The sequence below is a fragment of the Streptomyces sp. Ag109_G2-15 genome (assembly GCF_900215565.1).
Classification (GTDB): domain Bacteria; phylum Actinomycetota; class Actinomycetes; order Streptomycetales; family Streptomycetaceae; genus Streptomyces; species Streptomyces diastatochromogenes.
This window is the reverse complement of record NZ_OCNI01000001.1, coordinates 779,029-798,050: the sequence shown is the minus strand read 5'-3', so window position 1 is coordinate 798,050 and position 19,022 is coordinate 779,029. Positions and strand designations below refer to the sequence as shown.

15 protein-coding genes are annotated in these 19,022 nt (G+C 72.4%); 11 read left to right on the top strand and 4 right to left on the bottom strand.

The window, feature by feature from the left end:
* The first annotated feature begins 18 nt into the window (after positions 1-18).
* From CRP49_RS03230 to CRP49_RS03195, 8 genes are all read left to right on the top strand, one after another.
* On the top strand, positions 19-699 hold the full coding sequence (locus tag CRP49_RS03230) for a two-component system response regulator (RefSeq protein ID WP_094216510.1): 681 nt from the start codon (positions 19-21) through the stop codon (positions 697-699).
* 124 nt (positions 700-823) lie between these two features.
* Complete coding sequence (locus CRP49_RS03225) at positions 824-3,568, top strand: DNA translocase FtsK (RefSeq protein ID WP_257033302.1); 2,745 nt, start codon at positions 824-826, stop codon at positions 3,566-3,568.
* Between the two features lie 279 nt (positions 3,569-3,847).
* The gene (locus CRP49_RS03220; RefSeq protein ID WP_094216508.1) at positions 3,848-4,693 is read left to right on the top strand and encodes a helix-turn-helix domain-containing protein; all 846 of its coding nucleotides are present in this window, start codon (positions 3,848-3,850) and stop codon (positions 4,691-4,693) included.
* A 93-nt stretch (positions 4,694-4,786) separates the two neighbouring features.
* Entirely contained in the window at positions 4,787-6,259 is a 1,473-nt protein-coding gene (gene rimO, locus CRP49_RS03215) for a 30S ribosomal protein S12 methylthiotransferase RimO (RefSeq protein WP_097252070.1), read from the top strand.
* Entirely contained in the window at positions 6,256-7,017 is a 762-nt protein-coding gene (pgsA, locus tag CRP49_RS03210) for a CDP-diacylglycerol--glycerol-3-phosphate 3-phosphatidyltransferase (protein WP_097252069.1), read from the top strand. Before rimO ends, pgsA begins: the two co-directional genes overlap by 4 nt.
* Positions 7,014-7,559, top strand: a complete 546-nt coding sequence (locus tag CRP49_RS03205) for a CinA family protein (RefSeq protein ID WP_097252068.1) — start codon at positions 7,014-7,016, stop codon at positions 7,557-7,559. The genes pgsA and CRP49_RS03205 overlap by 4 nt, the downstream gene beginning before the upstream one ends.
* A gap of 109 nt (positions 7,560-7,668) precedes the next feature.
* Positions 7,669-8,043 (top strand): helix-turn-helix domain-containing protein, encoded by a 375-nt coding sequence (locus CRP49_RS03200; protein ID WP_097252067.1) that lies wholly within the window; start codon positions 7,669-7,671, stop codon positions 8,041-8,043.
* A gap of 199 nt (positions 8,044-8,242) precedes the next feature.
* Positions 8,243-8,713 (top strand): Dps family protein, encoded by a 471-nt coding sequence (locus CRP49_RS03195; RefSeq protein WP_097252066.1) that lies wholly within the window; start codon positions 8,243-8,245, stop codon positions 8,711-8,713.
* 321 nt (positions 8,714-9,034) lie between these two features.
* Here the strand turns inward: CRP49_RS03195 and CRP49_RS03185 are convergent, their stop codons facing one another.
* Genes CRP49_RS03185 through CRP49_RS03175 form a run of 3 tightly spaced genes read right to left on the bottom strand, consistent with a single transcriptional unit; the run spans position 9,035 to position 15,729 of the window.
* Entirely contained in the window at positions 9,035-9,799 is a 765-nt protein-coding gene (locus CRP49_RS03185) for an SDR family NAD(P)-dependent oxidoreductase (protein ID WP_097252064.1), read from the bottom strand.
* 32 nt (positions 9,800-9,831) lie between these two features.
* Positions 9,832-10,677 (bottom strand): Fpg/Nei family DNA glycosylase, encoded by an 846-nt coding sequence (locus CRP49_RS03180; RefSeq protein ID WP_094216500.1) that lies wholly within the window; start codon positions 10,675-10,677, stop codon positions 9,832-9,834.
* Positions 10,678-10,734: 57 nt separating this feature from the next.
* Entirely contained in the window at positions 10,735-15,729 is a 4,995-nt protein-coding gene (locus CRP49_RS03175; RefSeq protein WP_097252063.1) for an ATP-dependent helicase, read from the bottom strand.
* 104 nt (positions 15,730-15,833) lie between these two features.
* On the opposite strand from CRP49_RS03175, the gene CRP49_RS03170 reads away from it, so the two are divergent.
* Genes CRP49_RS03170 through CRP49_RS03160 form a run of 3 tightly spaced genes read left to right on the top strand, consistent with a single transcriptional unit; the run spans position 15,834 to position 17,814 of the window.
* A complete protein-coding gene (locus tag CRP49_RS03170; RefSeq protein ID WP_097252062.1) occupies positions 15,834-16,673 on the top strand; it encodes an AraC family transcriptional regulator in 840 nt (279 codons plus the stop codon).
* Positions 16,674-16,726: 53 nt separating this feature from the next.
* Positions 16,727-17,509 carry an AzlC family ABC transporter permease gene (locus tag CRP49_RS03165; protein WP_244201844.1) on the top strand — a complete coding sequence of 261 codons (783 nt, stop codon included), beginning with the start codon at positions 16,727-16,729 and terminating at the stop codon, positions 17,507-17,509.
* Positions 17,506-17,814, top strand: a complete 309-nt coding sequence (locus tag CRP49_RS03160; RefSeq protein ID WP_097252061.1) for an AzlD domain-containing protein — start codon at positions 17,506-17,508, stop codon at positions 17,812-17,814. Before CRP49_RS03165 ends, CRP49_RS03160 begins: the two co-directional genes overlap by 4 nt.
* A gap of 238 nt (positions 17,815-18,052) precedes the next feature.
* On the opposite strand, the gene CRP49_RS03155 is transcribed toward CRP49_RS03160, so the two are convergent.
* On the bottom strand, positions 18,053-18,997 hold the full coding sequence (locus tag CRP49_RS03155) for a hypothetical protein (RefSeq protein WP_097252060.1): 945 nt from the start codon (positions 18,995-18,997) through the stop codon (positions 18,053-18,055).
* Positions 18,998-19,022: the final 25 nt, after the last annotated feature.

The window sequence follows — 19,022 nt, the reverse complement described above, 5'->3', positions numbered from 1 at the left end:
GGGCGAGGAGGGCGGGCCATGGTGCAGAAGGCCAAGATCCTCCTGGTCGATGACCGGCCGGAGAATCTGCTGGCGCTGGAGGCCATCCTCTCTGCGCTCGATCAGACGCTGGTGCGGGCATCGAGCGGGGAGGAAGCGCTCAAAGCACTGCTCACGGACGATTTCGCGGTCATTCTGCTGGATGTCCAGATGCCGGGCATGGACGGTTTCGAGACCGCCGCGCACATCAAGCGGCGGGAGCGGACCCGGGACATCCCGATCATCTTCCTCACCGCGATCAACCACGGTCCCCACCACACCTTCCGGGGCTATGCGGCGGGCGCGGTCGACTACATCTCCAAGCCGTTCGACCCGTGGGTGCTGCGCGCGAAGGTGTCCGTCTTCGTCGAGCTGTACATGAAGAACTGCCAGCTGCGGGAGCAGGCGGCGCTGCTGCGGCTCCAGTTGGAGGGCGGCGGCAAGGGTGCGGTCGGCGGCAAGGAGTCGGCCGGGCTGCTCGCCGAGCTGTCCGCGCGGCTCGCGGCCGTCGAGGAGCAGGCGGAGGCGCTGTCCAAGCAGCTGGACGACGAGTCCGCGGACGCCGCCGCGGTGGCCACCGCCGCACATCTGGAACGCAAACTCACCGGGTTGCGCCGCGCGCTCGACGCCCTGGAGCCCGGCGCGGGCAGCGGCACCGCCTCGGTGCCTTCGCAGAACTGACGCCCGCCGGGAGCGGAGTTGCCCATGAGCGTGCGTCAGCTCCGCGCCCCGGCAAGGGCGACACGAACGGGTGAAGCAGTGGGCACACGTGTCCGCTGTCGTCTCCCCCGGTAACCTCACACCCATGGCCTCACGTCCCACCGCAGCCAAGAAGCAGCCCGCGAAGAAGGCGGCCGCTCCCTCGAAGGCTCCGGCGAAGAAGGCCGCCGCGAAGAAAGCCCCGGCGAAGAAGGCGGCGGCCAAGAAGGCCCCCGCGAAGAAGGCCGCGCCCCCGAAGCCGGCACCGAATCCCACGGGGGGCGTGTACCGGCTCGTGCGCGCCCTCTGGCTCGGTCTCGCGCACGCCGTCGGCGCCGTCTTCCGGGGCATAGGGCAGGGCGCGAAGAACCTCGACCCGGCCCACCGCAAGGACGGCGTCGCGCTGTTGCTCTTCGGTATCGCGCTGATCGTCGCCGCCGGTACGTGGGCCGATCTGCGCGGTCCCGTCGGCGACCTGGTGGAGATCCTGGTCACCGGCGCCTTCGGCCGGCTCGACCTGCTGGTGCCGATACTGCTCGCGGTGATCGCCGTACGGTTCATCCGGCACCCGGAGAAGCCGGAGGCCAACGGCCGGATCGTGATCGGCCTGTCCGCGCTCGTCATCGGCGTCCTCGGCCAGGTCCACATCGCCTGCGGATCACCCGCCCGCAGCGACGGCATGCAGGCCATAAGGGACGCCGGCGGCCTCATCGGCTGGGCGGCGGCGACCCCGCTGACGTACACCATGAGCGAGGTGCTCGCCGTACCGCTGCTGGTGCTGCTGACGATCTTCGGGCTGCTGGTGGTGACGGCAACCCCGGTCAACGCCATCCCGCAGCGGCTGCGCGCGCTCGGCGTGCGCCTGGGCCTGCTGCCTGACCCGGAGGAGTACGAGCCCTCCGAGGACGACGCGCGCTACGACGAGCAGTGGCGCGAGGCGCTGCCCGCGCGCCCCCGTAAGCGCCGGAGCGCCCCGCAGGCGTACGACCCCGACAACGCCGAGGAGGAGGCCCTCTCGCAGCGCCGCGGCCGCCCCAGGCGCTCCGCTGTGCCCCAGCCCGATCTGCAACGCCAGATGGACGCGGTGGACGTCGCGGCGGCCGCCGCTGCCGCCCTCGACGGTGCCGTCCTGCACGGCATGCCGCCGTCCCCGCTGGTCGCCGACCTCACTCAGGGGGTGAGCGTGGGCGACCGCGAGGAGACCACACCGGTACCCGCGCCGTCGCCGGAACCCAAGCCGGCGCCGGTTCCGGCGCCGGCCGCGCGCCCCAAGCAGGAGAGGCTCAAGGTCGCGAGCGTCCCCGACCTCACGAAGGCGGCCCCCGAACAGCCCCGTGACCTGCCCCCGCGCGCGGAGCAGCTCCAGCTCTCCGGGGACATCACCTACGCGCTGCCGTCGCTCGACCTCCTCACGCGCGGCGGCCCCGGCAAGGCGCGCAGCGAGGCGAACGACGCGATCGTCGACGCCCTGCGCAACGTCTTCTCCGAGTTCAAGGTGGACGCCGACGTCACCGGGTTCACCCGCGGCCCGACCGTCACCCGGTACGAGGTCCAGCTCGGCCCCGCCGTGAAGGTGGAACGGATCACCGCGCTGACCAAGAACATCGCGTACGCCGTGGCCAGCCCGGACGTGCGGATCATCAGCCCGATCCCGGGCAAGTCCGCGGTCGGCATCGAGATCCCGAACACCGACCGGGAGATGGTCAACCTCGGCGACGTGCTGCGCCTCGCGGACGCCTCCGAGGACGACCACCCCATGCTGGTGGCGCTCGGCAAGGACGTCGAGGGCGGCTACGTCACGGCCAACCTCGCGAAGATGCCGCACATCCTCGTTGCCGGAGCCACCGGTTCCGGCAAGTCGTCGTGCATCAACTGCCTGATCACGTCGATCATGGTCCGCGCGACCCCCGAGGACGTCCGCATGGTCCTGGTCGACCCCAAGCGCGTCGAGCTGACCGCCTACGAGGGCATCCCGCACCTGGTCACACCGATCATCACCAACCCCAAGCGGGCCGCCGAGGCGCTCCAGTGGGTCGTACGCGAGATGGACCTGCGCTACGACGACCTGGCGGCCTTCGGCTACCGGCACATCGACGACTTCAACGAGGCCATCCGCGAGGGGAAGGTGAAGCTGCCGGAGGGCAGCGAGCGGGAACTCCAGCCGTACCCGTACCTGCTGGTGATCGTGGACGAGCTGGCCGACCTGATGATGGTCGCGCCACGGGACGTCGAGGACGCGATCGTGCGCATCACGCAGCTCGCGCGCGCGGCCGGCATCCACCTGGTGCTCGCCACCCAGCGCCCGTCGGTCGACGTGGTCACCGGTCTGATCAAGGCCAACGTGCCCTCCCGGCTGGCCTTCGCGACCTCCTCGCTCGCCGACTCCCGGGTCATCCTCGACCAGCCCGGCGCCGAGAAGCTGATCGGCAAGGGCGACGGCCTGTTCCTGCCGATGGGCGCGAACAAGCCGACCCGTATGCAGGGCGCGTTCGTGACCGAGGACGAGGTCGCGGCCGTGGTGCAGCACTGCAAGGACCAGATGGCGCCCGTCTTCCGGGACGACGTCACCGTGGGCAGCAAGCAGAAGAAGGAGATCGACGAGGACATCGGCGACGACCTCGACCTGCTGTGCCAGGCGGCCGAGCTGGTGGTCTCCACCCAGTTCGGGTCGACGTCCATGCTCCAGCGCAAGCTGCGCGTCGGCTTCGCCAAGGCCGGGCGGCTCATGGACCTGATGGAGTCCCGGAACATCGTCGGGCCCAGCGAGGGTTCCAAGGCGCGTGACGTTCTTGTGAAGCCTGACGAGCTGGACGGAGTGCTCGCGCTGATTCGCGGGGAGGCTGACGGATAGGGCAACGGGCCGCCCGGCGTGTCGGGTTTACGCCGGGTGGATGCACGGCCGTGATCCACCCGTTAGAGATCGGCGGGCAACCGTTTCCCTTTGTCGCACGTCAAGTTGAGCGAGAGGACAGGTTCGGGGCTCACTGTGGGCTTTCGGGCCTGGCCCGCCGTTGGGATGAGCGGCCGTTCCGATGGCGTACAAATAGCACCGCCCGGTCGCCCCACCCTTTCACACCCCCCTAGACTGAACTTCCAGCACAGGTGGCTCACACGCTCGAAAGGCGCCCCCGTGTCCATCGGCAACTCCCCTGAAGACGAGCGTCCGTTCCAAGACGTGTCCGAGGAAACAGGTCCCTCTGTGGGGCGCGCCCTGATGCAGGCGCGTATCGCGGCCGGGCTCACCGTCGACGACGTCAGCAGCGCCACTCGTGTCCGTATCGCCATCGTGCACGCCATCGAGGCGGACGACTTCGCGCCCTGCGGCGGCGACGTGTACGCCCGTGGGCACATCCGCACGCTGGCCAGGGCCGTACACCTCGACCCCGCACCGCTGATCGCGCAGTACGACGCCGCGCACGGCGGGCGGCCCGCTCCCACCCCGGCGGCGCCCCTGTTCGAGGCGGAACGTATCCGCCCCGAGCGGCGTGGGCCCAACTGGACCGCGGCCATGGTCGCCGCGATCGTCGCCGTCGTCGGCTTCGTCGGGTTCACCGCCTTCAAGGGCGGCGACAGCGGGAACGACGCCAAGTCGCAGGTGGCCGACGGCGCCCCCACGGCCAGCCCCAGCAAGGCCGCCTCGCCCACGCCCAAGAAGGACAAGCCCGCCGCACCGACGTCCGAGGCGTCCGACAGCGCCATCGCGGCGGCCCCGCAGGACAAGGTGACCGTCCAGGTCAGCGCGGCGGGCGGGCGCAGCTGGATCTCCGCCAAGGACCACAACGGCCGGATGCTCTTCGACGGGCTGCTGAAGCAGGGCGAGTCCAAGACCTTCCAGGACAGCTCCAAGATCAACCTGATCCTCGGTGACGCCGGCGCGATCCAGCTGTACGTCAATGGCAAGAAGATCGAGGACAACTTCCAGAAGGGCGCTGTGGAGCGCCTCACGTACACGAAGGGCGACCCCGAGGCCGGATGACGGGCCCTTGGGGGAGCGGATGTGAAGGGGTTGGCCAAGATCGGCCAACCCCTTCGACGTGGGGTGTCGGACGGACGAAGTAGTCTTGAGCCCATGCCTGAACGCCGTACCGTCGCACTCGTCACTCTCGGCTGCGCCCGTAACGAGGTGGACTCGGAGGAGCTCGCAGGCCGTTTGGAGGCGGACGGCTGGCAGCTCGTCGAGGACGCCGCGGACGCCGATGTCGCCGTGGTCAACACCTGTGGCTTCGTCGAAGCCGCCAAGAAGGACTCCGTCGACGCCCTTCTGGAGGCCAACGACCTCAAGGATCACGGCAGAACCCAGGCCGTCGTGGCGGTGGGCTGCATGGCCGAGAGGTACGGCAAGGAGCTGGCCGAGGCGCTGCCCGAGGCCGACGGCGTGCTCGGCTTCGACGACTACGCCGACATCTCCGACCGCCTGCAGACCATCCTGTCCGGCGGCATCCACGCCGCCCACACCCCGCGCGACCGCCGCAAGCTGCTGCCGATCAGCCCGGCCGAGCGCCAGGAGTCGGCCGCTTCCGTCGCGCTGCCCGGTCACGGCCCGTCCGACCTCCCCGAGGGAGTCGCGCCCGTTTCCGGCCCCCGCGCGCCCCTGCGCCGCCGCCTGGACGGCGCCCCGGTCGCCTCGGTCAAGCTCGCCTCCGGCTGCGACCGGCGCTGCTCCTTCTGCGCCATCCCGTCCTTCCGCGGCTCCTTCATCTCGCGCCGCCCGAGCGACGTGCTGAACGAGACGCGGTGGCTGGCCGAGCAGGGCGTGAAGGAGATCATGCTGGTCTCCGAGAACAACACCTCCTACGGCAAGGACCTGGGCGACATCCGTCTGCTGGAGTCCCTGCTGCCGGAGCTGGCCGAGGTCGACGGCATCGAGCGCGTGCGGGTGAGCTACCTGCAGCCGGCCGAGATGCGCCCGGGCCTGATCGACGTACTGACGTCGACCCCGAAGGTCGCCCCCTACTTCGACCTGTCCTTCCAGCACTCCGCGCCCGACGTGCTGCGCGCCATGCGCCGCTTCGGTGACACCGACCGCTTCCTGGAGCTGCTGGACACCATCCGCAGCAAGGCCCCCGAGGCCGGCGTGCGCTCCAACTTCATCGTCGGCTTCCCCGGCGAGAGCGAGTCGGACCTGGCCGAGCTGGAGCGCTTCCTGAACGGCGCCCGCCTGGACGCCATCGGTGTCTTCGGCTACTCCGACGAGGAGGGCACGGAGGCGGCCACGTACGACAACAAGCTCGACGAGGACGTCGTCGCCGAGCGCCTGGCCCACATCTCCCGGCTCGCCGAGGACCTCGTCTCCCAGCGCTCCGAGGAGCGCGTCGGGCAGACCGTGCACGTCCTCGTGGAGTCCGTGGACGAGGAGGAGGGCGTGTACGGCCGTGCCGCGCACCAGGCGCCGGAGACGGACGGCCAGGTGCTGCTCACGAGCGGCGAGGGCCTGAGCGTCGGACGTATGGTCGAGGCGAAGGTGGTCGGTACGGAAGGTGTCGACCTGGTCGCCGAGCCGCTGACCGGCTCGCTCGCGTGTAGTGAGGAGGCGGGCAGATGACCGGAGTCCCGGCATCCGCCGCGGGCGGCTCCTCCGGCGCGCAGGGCGCGCGGGGTTCCGCCGCCGCTGCCGACGGCGCTGCGTCCGAGGTCTCCGGTACTGCTTCCGGCTCCGCCGGCGAAGGCGGGAAGTCCCCGCGTGGCGCGAAGATCGCGGCCGCGGCCGTCAACCAGGCCAGCGTGTGGAACGTCGCCAATCTGCTGACGATGCTCCGGCTGGTGCTGGTACCCGGATTCGTGGCACTGATGCTGGCAGGCGGCGGCTACGACCCGGCCTGGCGCTCACTGGCCTGGGCGGCCTTCGCCGTCGCCATGATCACCGACCTGTTCGACGGGCATCTGGCGCGCACCTACAACCTGGTCACCGACTTCGGGAAGATCGCCGACCCCATTGCCGACAAGGCGATCATGGGTGCGGCGCTCATCTGTCTGTCCGCCCTGGGCGATCTGCCGTGGTGGGTCACGGCCGTGATCCTCGGCCGGGAACTCGGCATCACGCTGATGCGTTTTCTGGTCATTCGCTACGGCGTGATCCCCGCGAGCCGGGGCGGCAAGCTCAAGACGCTCACCCAGGGCGTGGCCGTCGGGATGTACGTCCTGGCACTGACGGGGTGGCTGGCCACCCTGAGGTTCTGGGTGATGGCTGTGGCGGTCGTCCTCACCGTCGTCACCGGTCTCGACTACGTGAGACAAGCCATTGTGCTGCGCCGGCGGGGAATCGCCGAGCGCGCGGCAGCGTTGGAGGAGAAGGAAGCGTGAGTTCCCCGGCCACCGAACTGGTGCGACTACTGACCGTGAGGGGCGAGAGCCTCGCCGTCGCGGAGTCGCTCACCGGTGGTCTCGTCGCGGCGGAGATCACGGCCGTCCCCGGGGCGTCCAAGGTCTTCCGGGGTTCGGTCACCGCCTACGCCACCGAGCTGAAGCACGAGCTGCTGGCGGTCGACGCCACCCTGCTGGCGGCGGAGGGTGCGGTGGATCCGCAGGTCGCGGCCCAGATGGCGGCCGGGGTGCGCAAGGCCCTGGGAGCCGACTGGGGGATTGCGACGACCGGTGTCGCCGGGCCCGAACCGCAGGACGGCAAGCCCGTCGGGACGGTCTTCGTGGCCGTCGACGGGCCGCTCACCTCCAGCTCCGGTTCTGCCGGTGGCGGAAAAGTCGCGGCGCTGCGGTTGAACGGCGACCGTGCGGAAATTCGTATGGAGAGTGTACGGAGCGTACTCGCACTGCTCCTGAGGGAGCTTGCGGGCGAACAGACCGGGAATGAGCGGGCACAGGATACGGAACGGAACGGGGGGTTTTGATGTTTGCAGCCCTGAGTGAACACGACATCGCTCCCCGCACGGCCGCGGCGCGAGGCGGTACGGTGGGGCGAGAAGGATGCGGCTACGCGGTCCGAGGAGGGAGCCACCGATGATTCTGCTCCGTCGCCTGCTTGGTGACGTGCTGCGTCGGCAGCGCCAACGCCAGGGCCGTACTCTGCGCGAAGTCTCCTCGTCCGCCCGAGTCTCACTCGGCTATCTCTCCGAGGTGGAGCGGGGGCAGAAGGAGGCTTCCTCCGAGCTGCTCTCCGCCATCTGCGACGCGCTGGACGTACGGATGTCGGAACTGATGCGAGAGGTGAGCGACGAACTCGCGCTCGCCGAGCTGGCCCAGTCCGCCACGGCCACCGAGTCCGTGCCCACGCCGGTCCGTCCGGTGCTGGGTTCCGTGTCGGTGGCCGGTGTGCCGCCGGAACGGGTGACCATCAAGGCGCCCGCCGGTGCGGTGGACGTGGTCGCTGCGTGACGTCCGCGTACGCGGCTTAGCGACCCCGAACGTGTGAAGCCCCGGCCGGGCTTGTCCAGGGAGACCTGGGGAAGCCCGGCCGGGGCTTTCGTTTGCTCCGGGCGTGTGATCTATGTCTCTTTTGCCTCCATTTGCTGGTATTCGACGGGGCGGTCATCGTGGAGGGACGTGCCGGCGCCGAACCACCGGAGGAAACCGGATGTACGTCGTGAAGAGTCCGTTGCCCGATCACGATCTGAAGACCGTGTCCGAGGCGCTGCACGGCGCCCTCGTCGACCTGGTGGACCTCTCGCTGGTCGCCAAGCAGATCCACTGGAACGTCGTCGGACCCCGCTTCCGGTCCATCCACCTCCAGCTCGACGAGGTCGTCGACTCCGCCCGAACGCACTCCGACACGGTGGCCGAGCGGGCGTCCGCCCTCGGGGTCCCACCCGACGGGCGCGCTGCCACGGTGGCCTCCGGCAGCGGCATCGGGACCGCCCCGGCCGGCTGGGTCAAGGACACGGACGCGGTCCGGACGATGGTCGACGCCCTCGGCGCGGTGATCACCCGGATGCGGGAGCGGGTCGAGGCGACCGGGGAGGCCGATCCGGTGTCGCAGGACATCTTCATCGGGATCACCGCGGACCTGGAGAAGCATCACTGGATGTTCCAGGCGGAGAACGCGTGAGCGTGCCGGAGTGCCCGGTGGTGCATCGGTGAGCCCTCGGTGCGCCTCCCCTGCGGGTCACGAGGCGTTCTAGCTTCCCGCTGGAGGTGGCGGCCATGGTGGGGCGGATACTGCGCTGGGGGGCCGTTCTCGTGCTGGGGGCGGTGTGGTGGTGGGCGGTGCTGCGGATCACCGTGGGGTCGGGCGCCGGGTTGCTCGAAGGGGCCGTCGCGGTCAGCGGGTGGGGGCTGAGCGTGCTCCCTGTGCACTGTGTGCCCAAGAGACGGGCGGTAGGGGCTGTGGAAACGGGGCGGTGGGCGGCTGCCTGGCGGGCGGGGGACGCTACCAGGGCATCGCCACACCCCCGTTCGGGCGCAGGATCTGACCCGTCGTGAACGCCGACGCGTCCGACGCCAGGTACAGCACCGTGTGTGCGACGTCGTCCGGTTCACCGACCCGGCCCAGCGGGGACATCCGGGCCATCAGGGACTCGGTGTGCGCCTGCGCCGCCCGGTCGTGACGGTCGGTCATGGGGGTCCGGATCCAGCCCGGTGCGACCGCGTTGACCCGGATGCCGTGCCGGCCGACCTCGGAGGCCAGCGTCTTCGTCAGCTGGACCACGGCCGCCTTCGATGCGCCGTAGCAGAGCAGCCCGGGGCCGCCGGTGTCGACCGCGCCGGAGGCCATGGTGACGATGCTGCCCCGGGTGTCGTGGGCGAGCATCAGCCGGGCCGCCTCCTGGCAGGCGTACAGCACGCCCTTGAAATTGACGTTCAGGACCCGGTCCAGGTCCTCGTCCCGGGTCTCCAGGACCGGGCTGCTGTGCATGATCCCGGCGATCGCGGCCATGACGTCCAGGCGCCCGCAGGAACGGACGGCCTCCGCGAGGGCGGTCCGGTCGGTGACGTCGACGGCGTGCGTACGGGCCGTGCCGCCGCGGTCCTCGATCAGCTTGGCGGTGCCGTGCAGGCCGTCCGCGTCCAGGTCGGCGCAGTGCACCGTGGCTCCCGCCGCCGCTAGCAGGACGGCGGACGCCCGGCCGATGCCGCCGGCGGCTCCGGTGACGAACGCGGTGCGTCCGGTGAGGTCGTACGCCTTGAGGGGCATACAGGGACGGTACGAGCGTTTCTGACGGTCCGTCAATTAGTTGGACGGGGATAGCGGTTACGCCACTGCTGTGCCGTTCCCGGTGCCGGTGCGGGACCCGTCTGGCAGGACGGGCACCAGTAGGTGGGGCGTTCCTGGGATCCGTCGCCCTGGTCGGCCACCCGGACCGGCGTGCGGCAGCGCAGGCAGGGGCGGGGTGCGCGGGCGTACACGAACAGGTCCTGCCGGTGCAGGCCCGTGGTCTGGCGGACCGGGCGGTCGCGGTTGGCCTCCAGGAGCTTCTTGGCGAGGGCGGGCAGCTTGGCGGCGCGGTCCGCGGGCAGGGCGCCGACCGGCAGCCAGGGCGTCACGCCGAGGAGGAAGCACAGCTCGCTCTTGTAGACGTTGCCGATGCCGGCGAGATTGCGCTGGTCGAGCAGGGCCTCGCCGAGGGGGCGGGCGGGGTCCGTGAGGAGGTTGGCGAGGGCACGCTCGGGGTCCCAGTCCGGGCCGAGCAGGTCGGGGCCGAGATGGCCGACGACGCGCTCCTCCTCGCCGGTGCGCAGGAACTCCAGCACTTGGAGGCGGTAGCCGACGGCCGTGCGATCGGCGGTGCCGAGGATCGCCCGGATCTGGTGCGCCGGGCCGCCCCGCCAGCGCTCGCCCGTGCCGTACACCTTCCAGGCGCCCTCCATGCGCAGATGCGTGTGCAGGGTCAGATCGCCCTCGAAGCGGGTGAGCAGGTGTTTGCCGCGCGGGGTCGTGCTCAGGACCGTACGACCCGTGAGGTCGACCGTCGCGTACTTCGGCACCCGGAAGTCGCTGCGGGTCAGCACCTTGCCCGCGAGGGCCTCGTGCAGCCGCTTCGCGGCCTGCCAGACCGTGTCACCTTCGGGCATGCGTCAAGGGTGCCACGGTGGGGTGACGCAGGACGGCCGTGCCCGGGGCCGCTGCGCTCAGGCTCTCAGGCGCAGACCGCGCGGGGTCGCGATGAAGCCCGCTGCCTCCAGAAGCGTGCCCAGGGGGGCGGTCAGGGCCTGGGCGCCGTTGATCCGCTCCACCGTGACCGTGCCGAGCGAGCCCGCGCGGGCGGCCGCGGCCAGCGCCTCCGCAGCCGTACGCAGGCGTGGATCGTCGGTCGCGGCGGTGTCCGGGGCGGAGGGCCAGGCCAGCAGCGTCTTGCCGCCGCGCTCCATGTACAGCGTCAGCTCGCCCTCCACCAGCACGACCAGGGAGCCCGCCTTGCGGCCCGGCTTGTGCCCGGCTCCGTTCGGCGGCTCGGGCCAGGGGAGTGCCGCGCCGTAGGCGTTGGCGGGGTCGGCCGCGGCGAGGACCACGGCGCGCGGGTCGGGGGACGACGAGCGCGTGAGGCGGTCGCCGAAGGCGCGGCTCGCCGGTGAGCCGTAGGGGGAGGCCCGTCCGCCGCCCCGGGGGCCGCCGTAGCCGGGGGAGGCGAAGGGATCGGTGGGAGCGAGGTCGCGGGGGGAGACGTACTCGTCGGCGCGACGGTTCTGCGGTGGCCAGGTGAAGTCGCCGGGCGTGGCCGGGTGGTCCTCCGGTGGCCAGGTGAAGTCGCCGTCGAGGCCCGGGTGGGCGAGTCCGGCGTCGGCCTGGTCGAAGGCGTTCGGGGTGGTGTGGCCGCCGTCGAGGAAGAGCGGGCTGCCACCGCCGAAGCCGTCCGGGACGCCCGGGGCGGGCAGGCCCTCGCCGCGTTCGCGGGCGTTGGACACCGCGCGCAGGCGGTCGACCGCGCCGTCCATCGCGAACTGGGCGGCGCCCAGGCCCTCGACCACGTAGCCGCGCCTGGCCTGGCCGCTGTCCTCGAACGCCGACAGCACCCGGTACACCGCCGAGAAGCCGCCCTCGACGCCCTCGGCGGCGACCGCCCCCCGGGTGACCACGCCGTGCCGGTCGAGGAGGACGCGCGCACGCGCGTGGGCGCGCACGGTGGCGTCCGGCTCGGGCGCGGGGAGCAGGGACCAGCGGCCGGCCACCGTCGGCGGGCCCGTGCGGGAGGCGGGGCGGGCAGCGGCCGTCAGGGAGCCGTAGCGGCCGCGCGGGACGGCGCGTTTGGCGCGATGGGCCGTCGAGCCCGCCGTGCGGCCCGAGCCCAGCAGGGAGCGCATGGGAGCGAGGGTGTCGTTGGTGAGCCGTCCCGTCCACGCCAGGTCCCACAGGGTGTCGGCCAGTTGGGGATCGGTGGCGTCGGGGTGGGTGGTGGCACGGACCTGGTCGGCGATCTGGCGGAAGAACAGGCCGTAGCCGCCGGAGAGGGCGTCCAGGACGGACTGGTGGAGCGCGGTCAACTCCAGGGGATGCGGCGGTGGCAGAAGCAGCGGGGCCGCGTCCGCCACGTACAGGGAGACCCAGCCGTCCTTGCCGGGCAGGGCGCCCGCTCCCGCCCACACCACCTCGCCCGCGGCGGTGAGTTCGTCGAGCATCGACGGCGTGTAGTTCGCCACGCGGGAGGGCAGGACCAGCTTCTCCAGCGCGGAGGCCGGTACCGACGCGCCCTGCAACTGCTCGACGGCGCGAACCAGTCCGTCGATGCCTCGCAGTCCGTGGCCCTTGCCGATGTGCTGCCACTGCGGCAGGAACTGGGCCAGGGCGGCCGGCGACACCGGTTCCAGCTCGTGCCGCAGCGCGGCCAGGGAACGGCGGCGCAACCGGCGCAGTACGGCCGCGTCGCACCACTCCTGGCCGATGCCCGCTGGGTGGAACTCACCCTGTACGACACGGCCGTTCGCGGCCAGCCGCTGCAGGGCGCCCTCGGTGACCGCCACGCCCAGGCCGAAACGGGCCGCCGCGGTGGCCGACGTGAAGGGGCCGTGGGTCCGGGCGTAGCGCGCGAGGAGGTCGCCGAGCGGATCCTTCACCGGCTCGGTGAACGCCTCGGGGACACCGACCGGCAGTGCCGTGCCGAGCGCGTCGCGCAGCCGGCCCGCGTCCTCGACGGCCGCCCAGTGGTCCTGTCCTGCGATCCGGACCTTGATGGCCCGGCGGGCGGCGGCCAGTTCCCGTGCCCACGGGGGCTCGGCGCCCCGCTCGGCCAGCTCGGCGTCGGTCAGCGGGCCGAGCAGGCGCAGCACGTCGGCCACGCCCTCGACGTCCTTGACGCGCCGGTCCTCCGTCAGCCACTGCAGCTCGCGTTCCAGCTCGGTCAGCACGTCCGCGTCGAGCAGCTCGCGCAGCTCCGCCTGGCCCAGCAGCTCGGCCAGCAGCCGGGAGTCCAGGGACAGCGCGGCGGCGCGGCGCTCGGCGAGCGGGGAGTCGCCCTCGTACAGGAACTGGGCGACGTACCCGAAGAGGAGGGAGCGGGCGAAGGGGGACGGCTCCGGGGTGGTGACCTCGACCAGGCGGACCTTGCGGGACTCGATGTCGCCCATCAGCTCCACGAGGCCGGGGACGTCGAAGACGTCCTGGAGACACTCGCGGACCGCTTCCAGGATGATCGGGAACGAGCCGAACTCGCTCGCCACCTGCAGCAGTTGGGCCGCCCGCTGGCGCTGCTGCCACAGGGGCGTGCGCTTGCCCGGGTTGCGGCGCGGGAGCAGCAGCGCGCGGGCGGCGCATTCGCGGAACCGGGCGGCGAACAGGGCGGAGCTGCCGACCTGGTCGGTGACGATCTGGTCGACCTCGCCCTTGTCGAAGGCGACGTCCGCCGCGCCCACCGGCGCCTGCTCGCTGTCGTACTCGGTGCCGGCCTTCATGGGCTCCTGGTCGAGCAGGTCCAGGCCCATCAGGTCGGCGTCGGGCAGGCGCAGCACGATGCCGTCGTCGGCGTGCATGACCTGCGCGTCCATGCCGTACCGCTCGGAGAGGCGGGCGCCGAGTGCGAGGGCCCAAGGGGCGTGGACCTGGGCGCCGAAGGGGGAGTGGACGACGACCCGCCAGTCGCCCAGCTCGTCGCGGAAGCGCTCGACCACGATCGTGCGGTCGTCCGGGACATGGCCGCAGGCCTCGCGCTGCTCGTCCAGGTAGGACAGCACGTTGTCCGCCGCCCATGTGTCCAGGCCCGCGGCGAGCAGCCGCAGCCGGGCGTCGTCCTTGGGCAGCGAGCCGACCTCGCGCTGGAACGCGCCCACCGCGCGCCCCAGTTCGAGCGGGCGGCCCAGCTGGTCGCCCTTCCAGAACGGCAGCCGGCCCGGCACGCCCGGCGCGGGGGAGACCAGAACGCGGTCGCGGGTGATGTCCTCGATGCGCCAGGAACTCGTGCCCAGCGTGAATACGTCCCCCACCCGGGACTCGTAGACCATCTCCTCGTCCAGCTCGCCGACCCGGCCGCCGCCCTTCTTGGGGTCGGAACCGGCGAGGAAGACCCCGAAGAGGCCGCGGTCGGGGATCGTGCCGCCGGAGGTGACGGCGAGGCGCTGGGCGCCCGGCCGGCCCGTGATCGTGCCGGCCACGCGGTCCCACACCACGCGCGGGCGCAGCTCGGCGAACGCGTCGGACGGGTAGCGGCCCGCGAGCATGTCGAGGGTCGCCGTGAACGCCGACTCGGGCAGCGAGGCGAAGGGGGCCGCGCGGCGGACCGCGGCGAGCAGGTCGTCGAACTGCCAGGTGTCCAGCGCCGTCATGGCGACGAGCTGCTGGGCCAGCACGTCCAGCGGGTTCGCGGGGACCTTCAGGGACTCGATGGCACCGGTGCGCATCCGCTCGGTGACCACGGCCGACTGGACCAGGTCGCCCCGGTACTTGGGGAAGACCACGCCGGTGGAGACGGCGCCCACCTGGTGCCCCGCGCGGCCGACGCGCTGGAGTCCGGAGGCCACCGAGGGCGGGGACTCGACCTGTACGACGAGGTCGACGGCGCCCATGTCGATGCCCAGCTCCAGGCTGGAGGTGGCGACCACGGCGGGCAGCCGGCCCGCCTTGAGGTCCTCCTCGACGAGGGCGCGCTGCTCCTTGGAGACCGAGCCGTGGTGCGCGCGGGCGATCACCGGGGGCGCGCCCTGGGCCGCGCCCGAACCGCCCATCAGCTCCGCCGGGGCGTGATGCTCCTCCAGGGGCTCGCCGGTCGCCCGCTCGTAGGCGATCTCGTTGAGCCGGTTGCACAGCCGCTCGGCCAGGCGCCGGGAGTTGGCGAACACGATCGTGGAGCGGTGGGCCTGGACAAGGTCGGCGATCCGCTCCTCCACATGCGGCCAGATCGACGGCTTCTCCGCCCCCTCGTTGCCGTCGGCCGCCGGGGAGCCTCCCAGCTCGCCCATGTCCTCGACCGGGACGACCACGGAGAGGTCGAACTCCTTGCCGGACTCCGGCTGGACGATCTCCACCTTGCGGCGCGGCGAGAGATACCGGGCCACCTCGTCCACCGGGCGCACGGTCGCCGACAGGCCGATCCGGCGGGCCGGCCTCGGCAGCAGCTCGTCCAGCCGCTCCAGGGACAGCGCGAGGTGCGCGCCGCGCTTGGTGCCCGCGACCGCGTGCACCTCGTCCAGGATCACCGTCTCCACGCCCGTCAGCGCGTCCCGCGTGGCCGACGTGAGCATCAGGAACAGCGACTCGGGGGTGGTGATCAGGATGTCCGGCGGGCGCGTGGACAGGGCGCGCCGCTCGGCGGCCGGGGTGTCGCCGGAGCGGATGCCGACCTTCACCTCGGGCTCGGGCAGCCCCAGGCGCACGGACTCCTGGCGGATACCGGTCAGCGGACTGCGCAGGTTCCGCTCGACGTCGACCGCGAGCGCCTTCAGCGGCGACACGTACAGCACCCGGCAGCGCTTCTTCGGGTCGGCCGGGGGAGGGGTCGAGGCCAGCTGGTCCAGGGCGGCGAGGAACGCGGCCAGCGTCTTGCCCGAGCCGGTGGGGGCGACCACCAGCACGTCCGAGCCCTCCCGGATGGCCTGCCACGCGCCCGCCTGGGCCGCGGTGGGCGCGGAGAACGCCCCCGTGAACCATCCGCGGGTCGCGGGCGTGAAGCCGTCGAGGGCTCGGTGTGCGGAGCTGACCATGCCACCCATCCTGCACCCAGCCACTGACAATCGCGCTGACCTGGGGAATCAGGGGTGGGCAGGCCGACGGGAGCGGATCGGAGGGCGGGACGGACAATGGTCGTATGACGGGTTCGGCGGAGCGGGCGCGGCACTGGCGGTACGAGGAGCTGCCCGGCGTCGATCTGCTGCGTGCCCGCTACATCCACAAGACCTTCGTCCGGCACACCCACGAGAACTTCGTGATCGCGGCCATCGCCGACGGCGTCGAGGTGTTCCACCACCGCGGCTCCGACGTGTCCGCCGGAGCCGGCGCCCTCGCGCTGGTCAACCCGGACACTTCGCACACGGGCCGGGCCGGTGTGCCCGAGGGCTGGCGGTACGGTGCCGTCTATCCCTCGCCCGAGGTGGTGGCCAAGATCGCGGCCGAGACCACCACGATCCGCGGCACGCCCGGCTTCGTCAGCCCGGTCCTCGACGATCCGTACACCGTCCGCCTGGTCCATCAGGTGCTCCGCGCCGCCGACGAGGGCAACGCACTGGCCGCCGACACCCTGCTGCGCGTGGCCGTGACCAGGCTGCTGCGGCTCAACGGCGGGCCGCTGCCGCAGCGGCGGACGCGGACCGCCGGAGCGCGGATCGCCGCACGCGCGCGTGCCGTGCTGGAGGAGCGGATGGCCGAGCCGCCGACCCTGGAGCGCCTCGCCACCGACCTCGGAACCAGCCCGTTCGCCCTGCTGCGGGCGTTCCGCGACGCCTACGGCATGCCGCCGCACACCTGGCTGACCGACGCCCGGGTGCGCCGCGCGCGGCTGTTGCTGGACGCGGGGACGGCACCCGCCGAGGCGGCCGTCGTCGTCGGCTTCACCGACCAGCCGCACCTCAACCGGCACTTCACCCGGATCGTCGGAGTGCCCCCGGGCGCCTATCAGCGCGAGCGCAAGAACGTACAAGACCCGGGCTGACGGCCGCCCGTACCGTCCGGGGCGTGGCACAACAACAGACAGCACTCGCGGACATGGCCGCCGACGGCACGGGAAAGCCCGACGCCGCCGTCGTGCGCGACGCCCTGGGCGTCGGCGTCGCCGTCGGACTCTCCGGGGTCGCCTTCGGGGTGACCTCGGCCGGCAGCGGACTCGGACTCCTGCAGACCTGCGCGCTCAGCCTCCTGGTGTTCACCGGCGCCTCCCAGTTCGCCCTGGTGGGCGCGCTCGCCGCCGGCGGCAACCCGTTGACGGCCGCCGCCGGCGCGTTCTTCCTGGGCGTGCGCAACGCCTTCTATGGGCTGAGGCTGTCGCAGCTGCTGGCCCTCCCGCGCGCGGTGCGGCCGTTCGCCGCCCAGTGGGTGATCGACGAGACCACGGCGGTGACCCTGGCCCAGCCGACCCGGCGTGCCGCCCGGATCGGGTTCACCGTCACCGGGCTCAGTCTCTACCTGCTGTGGAACCTCACCACGCTGCTCGGCGCGCTGGGTGCGAAGGCCATCGGGGACAGCGACGCGTGGGGCCTGGACGCGGCCGGGCCGGCGGTCTTCCTGGCGCTGCTCGCCCCGATGCTGAAGACCTCCACCGAGCGCGTGGTCGCCGGCCTCGCGATCCTGCTGGGCCTCGGCCTGCTGCCCGTCCTGCCGGCCGGCGTACCGGTCCTGGTGGCCGCGCTGGCGGCACCGGCCGTGCTGTTCGCCGAGGGTCGGCGCGGGGGTCGTACCCGACAGGACGCGCCGGACGGATCGGATGCGCCGAATGTATCGGGCATATCGGACGGACTGGATGTGCCGGACGGATCGGAGGAGGTCCGATGAACACCTGGATCGCGATCGGTGCGACCGCTCTCGGCTGCTATGCCGTCAAACTTGCCGGACTGCTGGTGCCCGCCGGCGTCCTGGAGCGGCCGTTCGTCCGGCGGCTCGCGGCCCTGCTGCCGGTCGCCCTCCTCGCCGCGCTCACGGCCCAGCAGACGTTCGCCGACGGGCACACGCTTGTGCTGGACGCGAGGGCCGCGGGGCTCGGCGCGGCCGCCGTGGCGCTGATGCTGCGCGCACCGTTTCTGCTGGTCGTCGCGGCGGCCGTGGTGGTGACGGCGGGGGTGCGGGCGATCGGCGGGTGAGGGCGGCCGGGGTCGGCGCCGGGGACAGCTGGGGCCGGGGACAGCTGATGCCAGCTGATGCCAACTGGGGTCGGCCGGGGCAGCCGGGCTCGGCCGGGGCCAGCTGGGCTCAGTCGGGTTCCGTCGGGCTCAGCCGATGTCAGCCGGGGGGCGAGCCGGGCCACCCGGGCCGCCTGGGCCAGCCGGGCTCGGCCGGGGCCAGTCGGGCTCGGTCGGCGTCAGCCGGGCTCGGCTCGGGTCAGCCCACGAAGCGGCCATACGCCCTGAGGGTGCGCAGGGCCTCGATGGTCACCATGGGGCGCGCCTCCAGCGTGGGAGCCGGTGCCCAGTGACGCCAGCGGACGGGCCAGCCGCCGTCCTCCTGCTGCTCGGCGGCGAGGAAGTCCAGGGAGCGCGCCATCTCCTCGTCCGTGAACCACGCGCGCGCGAGCGAGTGCGGGCTCTTCGCGAAGTCGTGCGGGAAGTGGTGCTCGCCCGGGGCGTAGCCGGAAGCGACCGGGTAGGCGTCGAGGCGATCCGGGTCCAGGGCCGCCAGCCGCTGCTCGCGCACCAGGCGGCCGAGACGGTCGGCCGCGGCCTCCGCGCGCGGGCGGTCGGGGGCGGAGTCCAGGAAGGCCACGGCGGCCTCCACTTCGTACGGGTGGGACTTCTCCAGGGACTCCACGGCCTGCCAGCAGAAGTCGGTGGCCCGGAACAGCCAGGCGTGCCACACCTCGTTGCGGTGCAGCAGCCCGACCACGGGACCGGTGGCGAGTAGTTCGCTGGGCGGGTCGTCCACGACCGGGACGAACGGGGCCACCGGATAGCCGCGCTGGCTGGGATGGATCGCCGGCAGGGCGCCGTCCGCGGTGGAGACGGAGGTCAGATAGCGGCACACCCGCTCCACCCGCTGCCCGCCGCAGCGCCCGACGGCGTCCAGCACGCGCAGCGCGTGACCGGTGTGCAGGGGCTGGCTCACCGGGCCGCGCAGATCGGGTTCCAGCGCGTGGCCGTACCCGCCGTCCTCGTTGCGGTAGGCGTCCAGCGCGGCCTCCACCGGATCGGCGGCGCCGTTCAGGAAGTGGTAGGCGAAGAGCCGCTGCTCCAGCACACGCGCGGTGAGCCAGACGAACTGTTCGGCGCGGAAGAGCGGGGAGCGCGCCGGGGTCGTAGAGGGGAGTGGGGAAGCTCCTGTTTCGGCCATGCGACAGACCGTAGGGCGGAAAGCG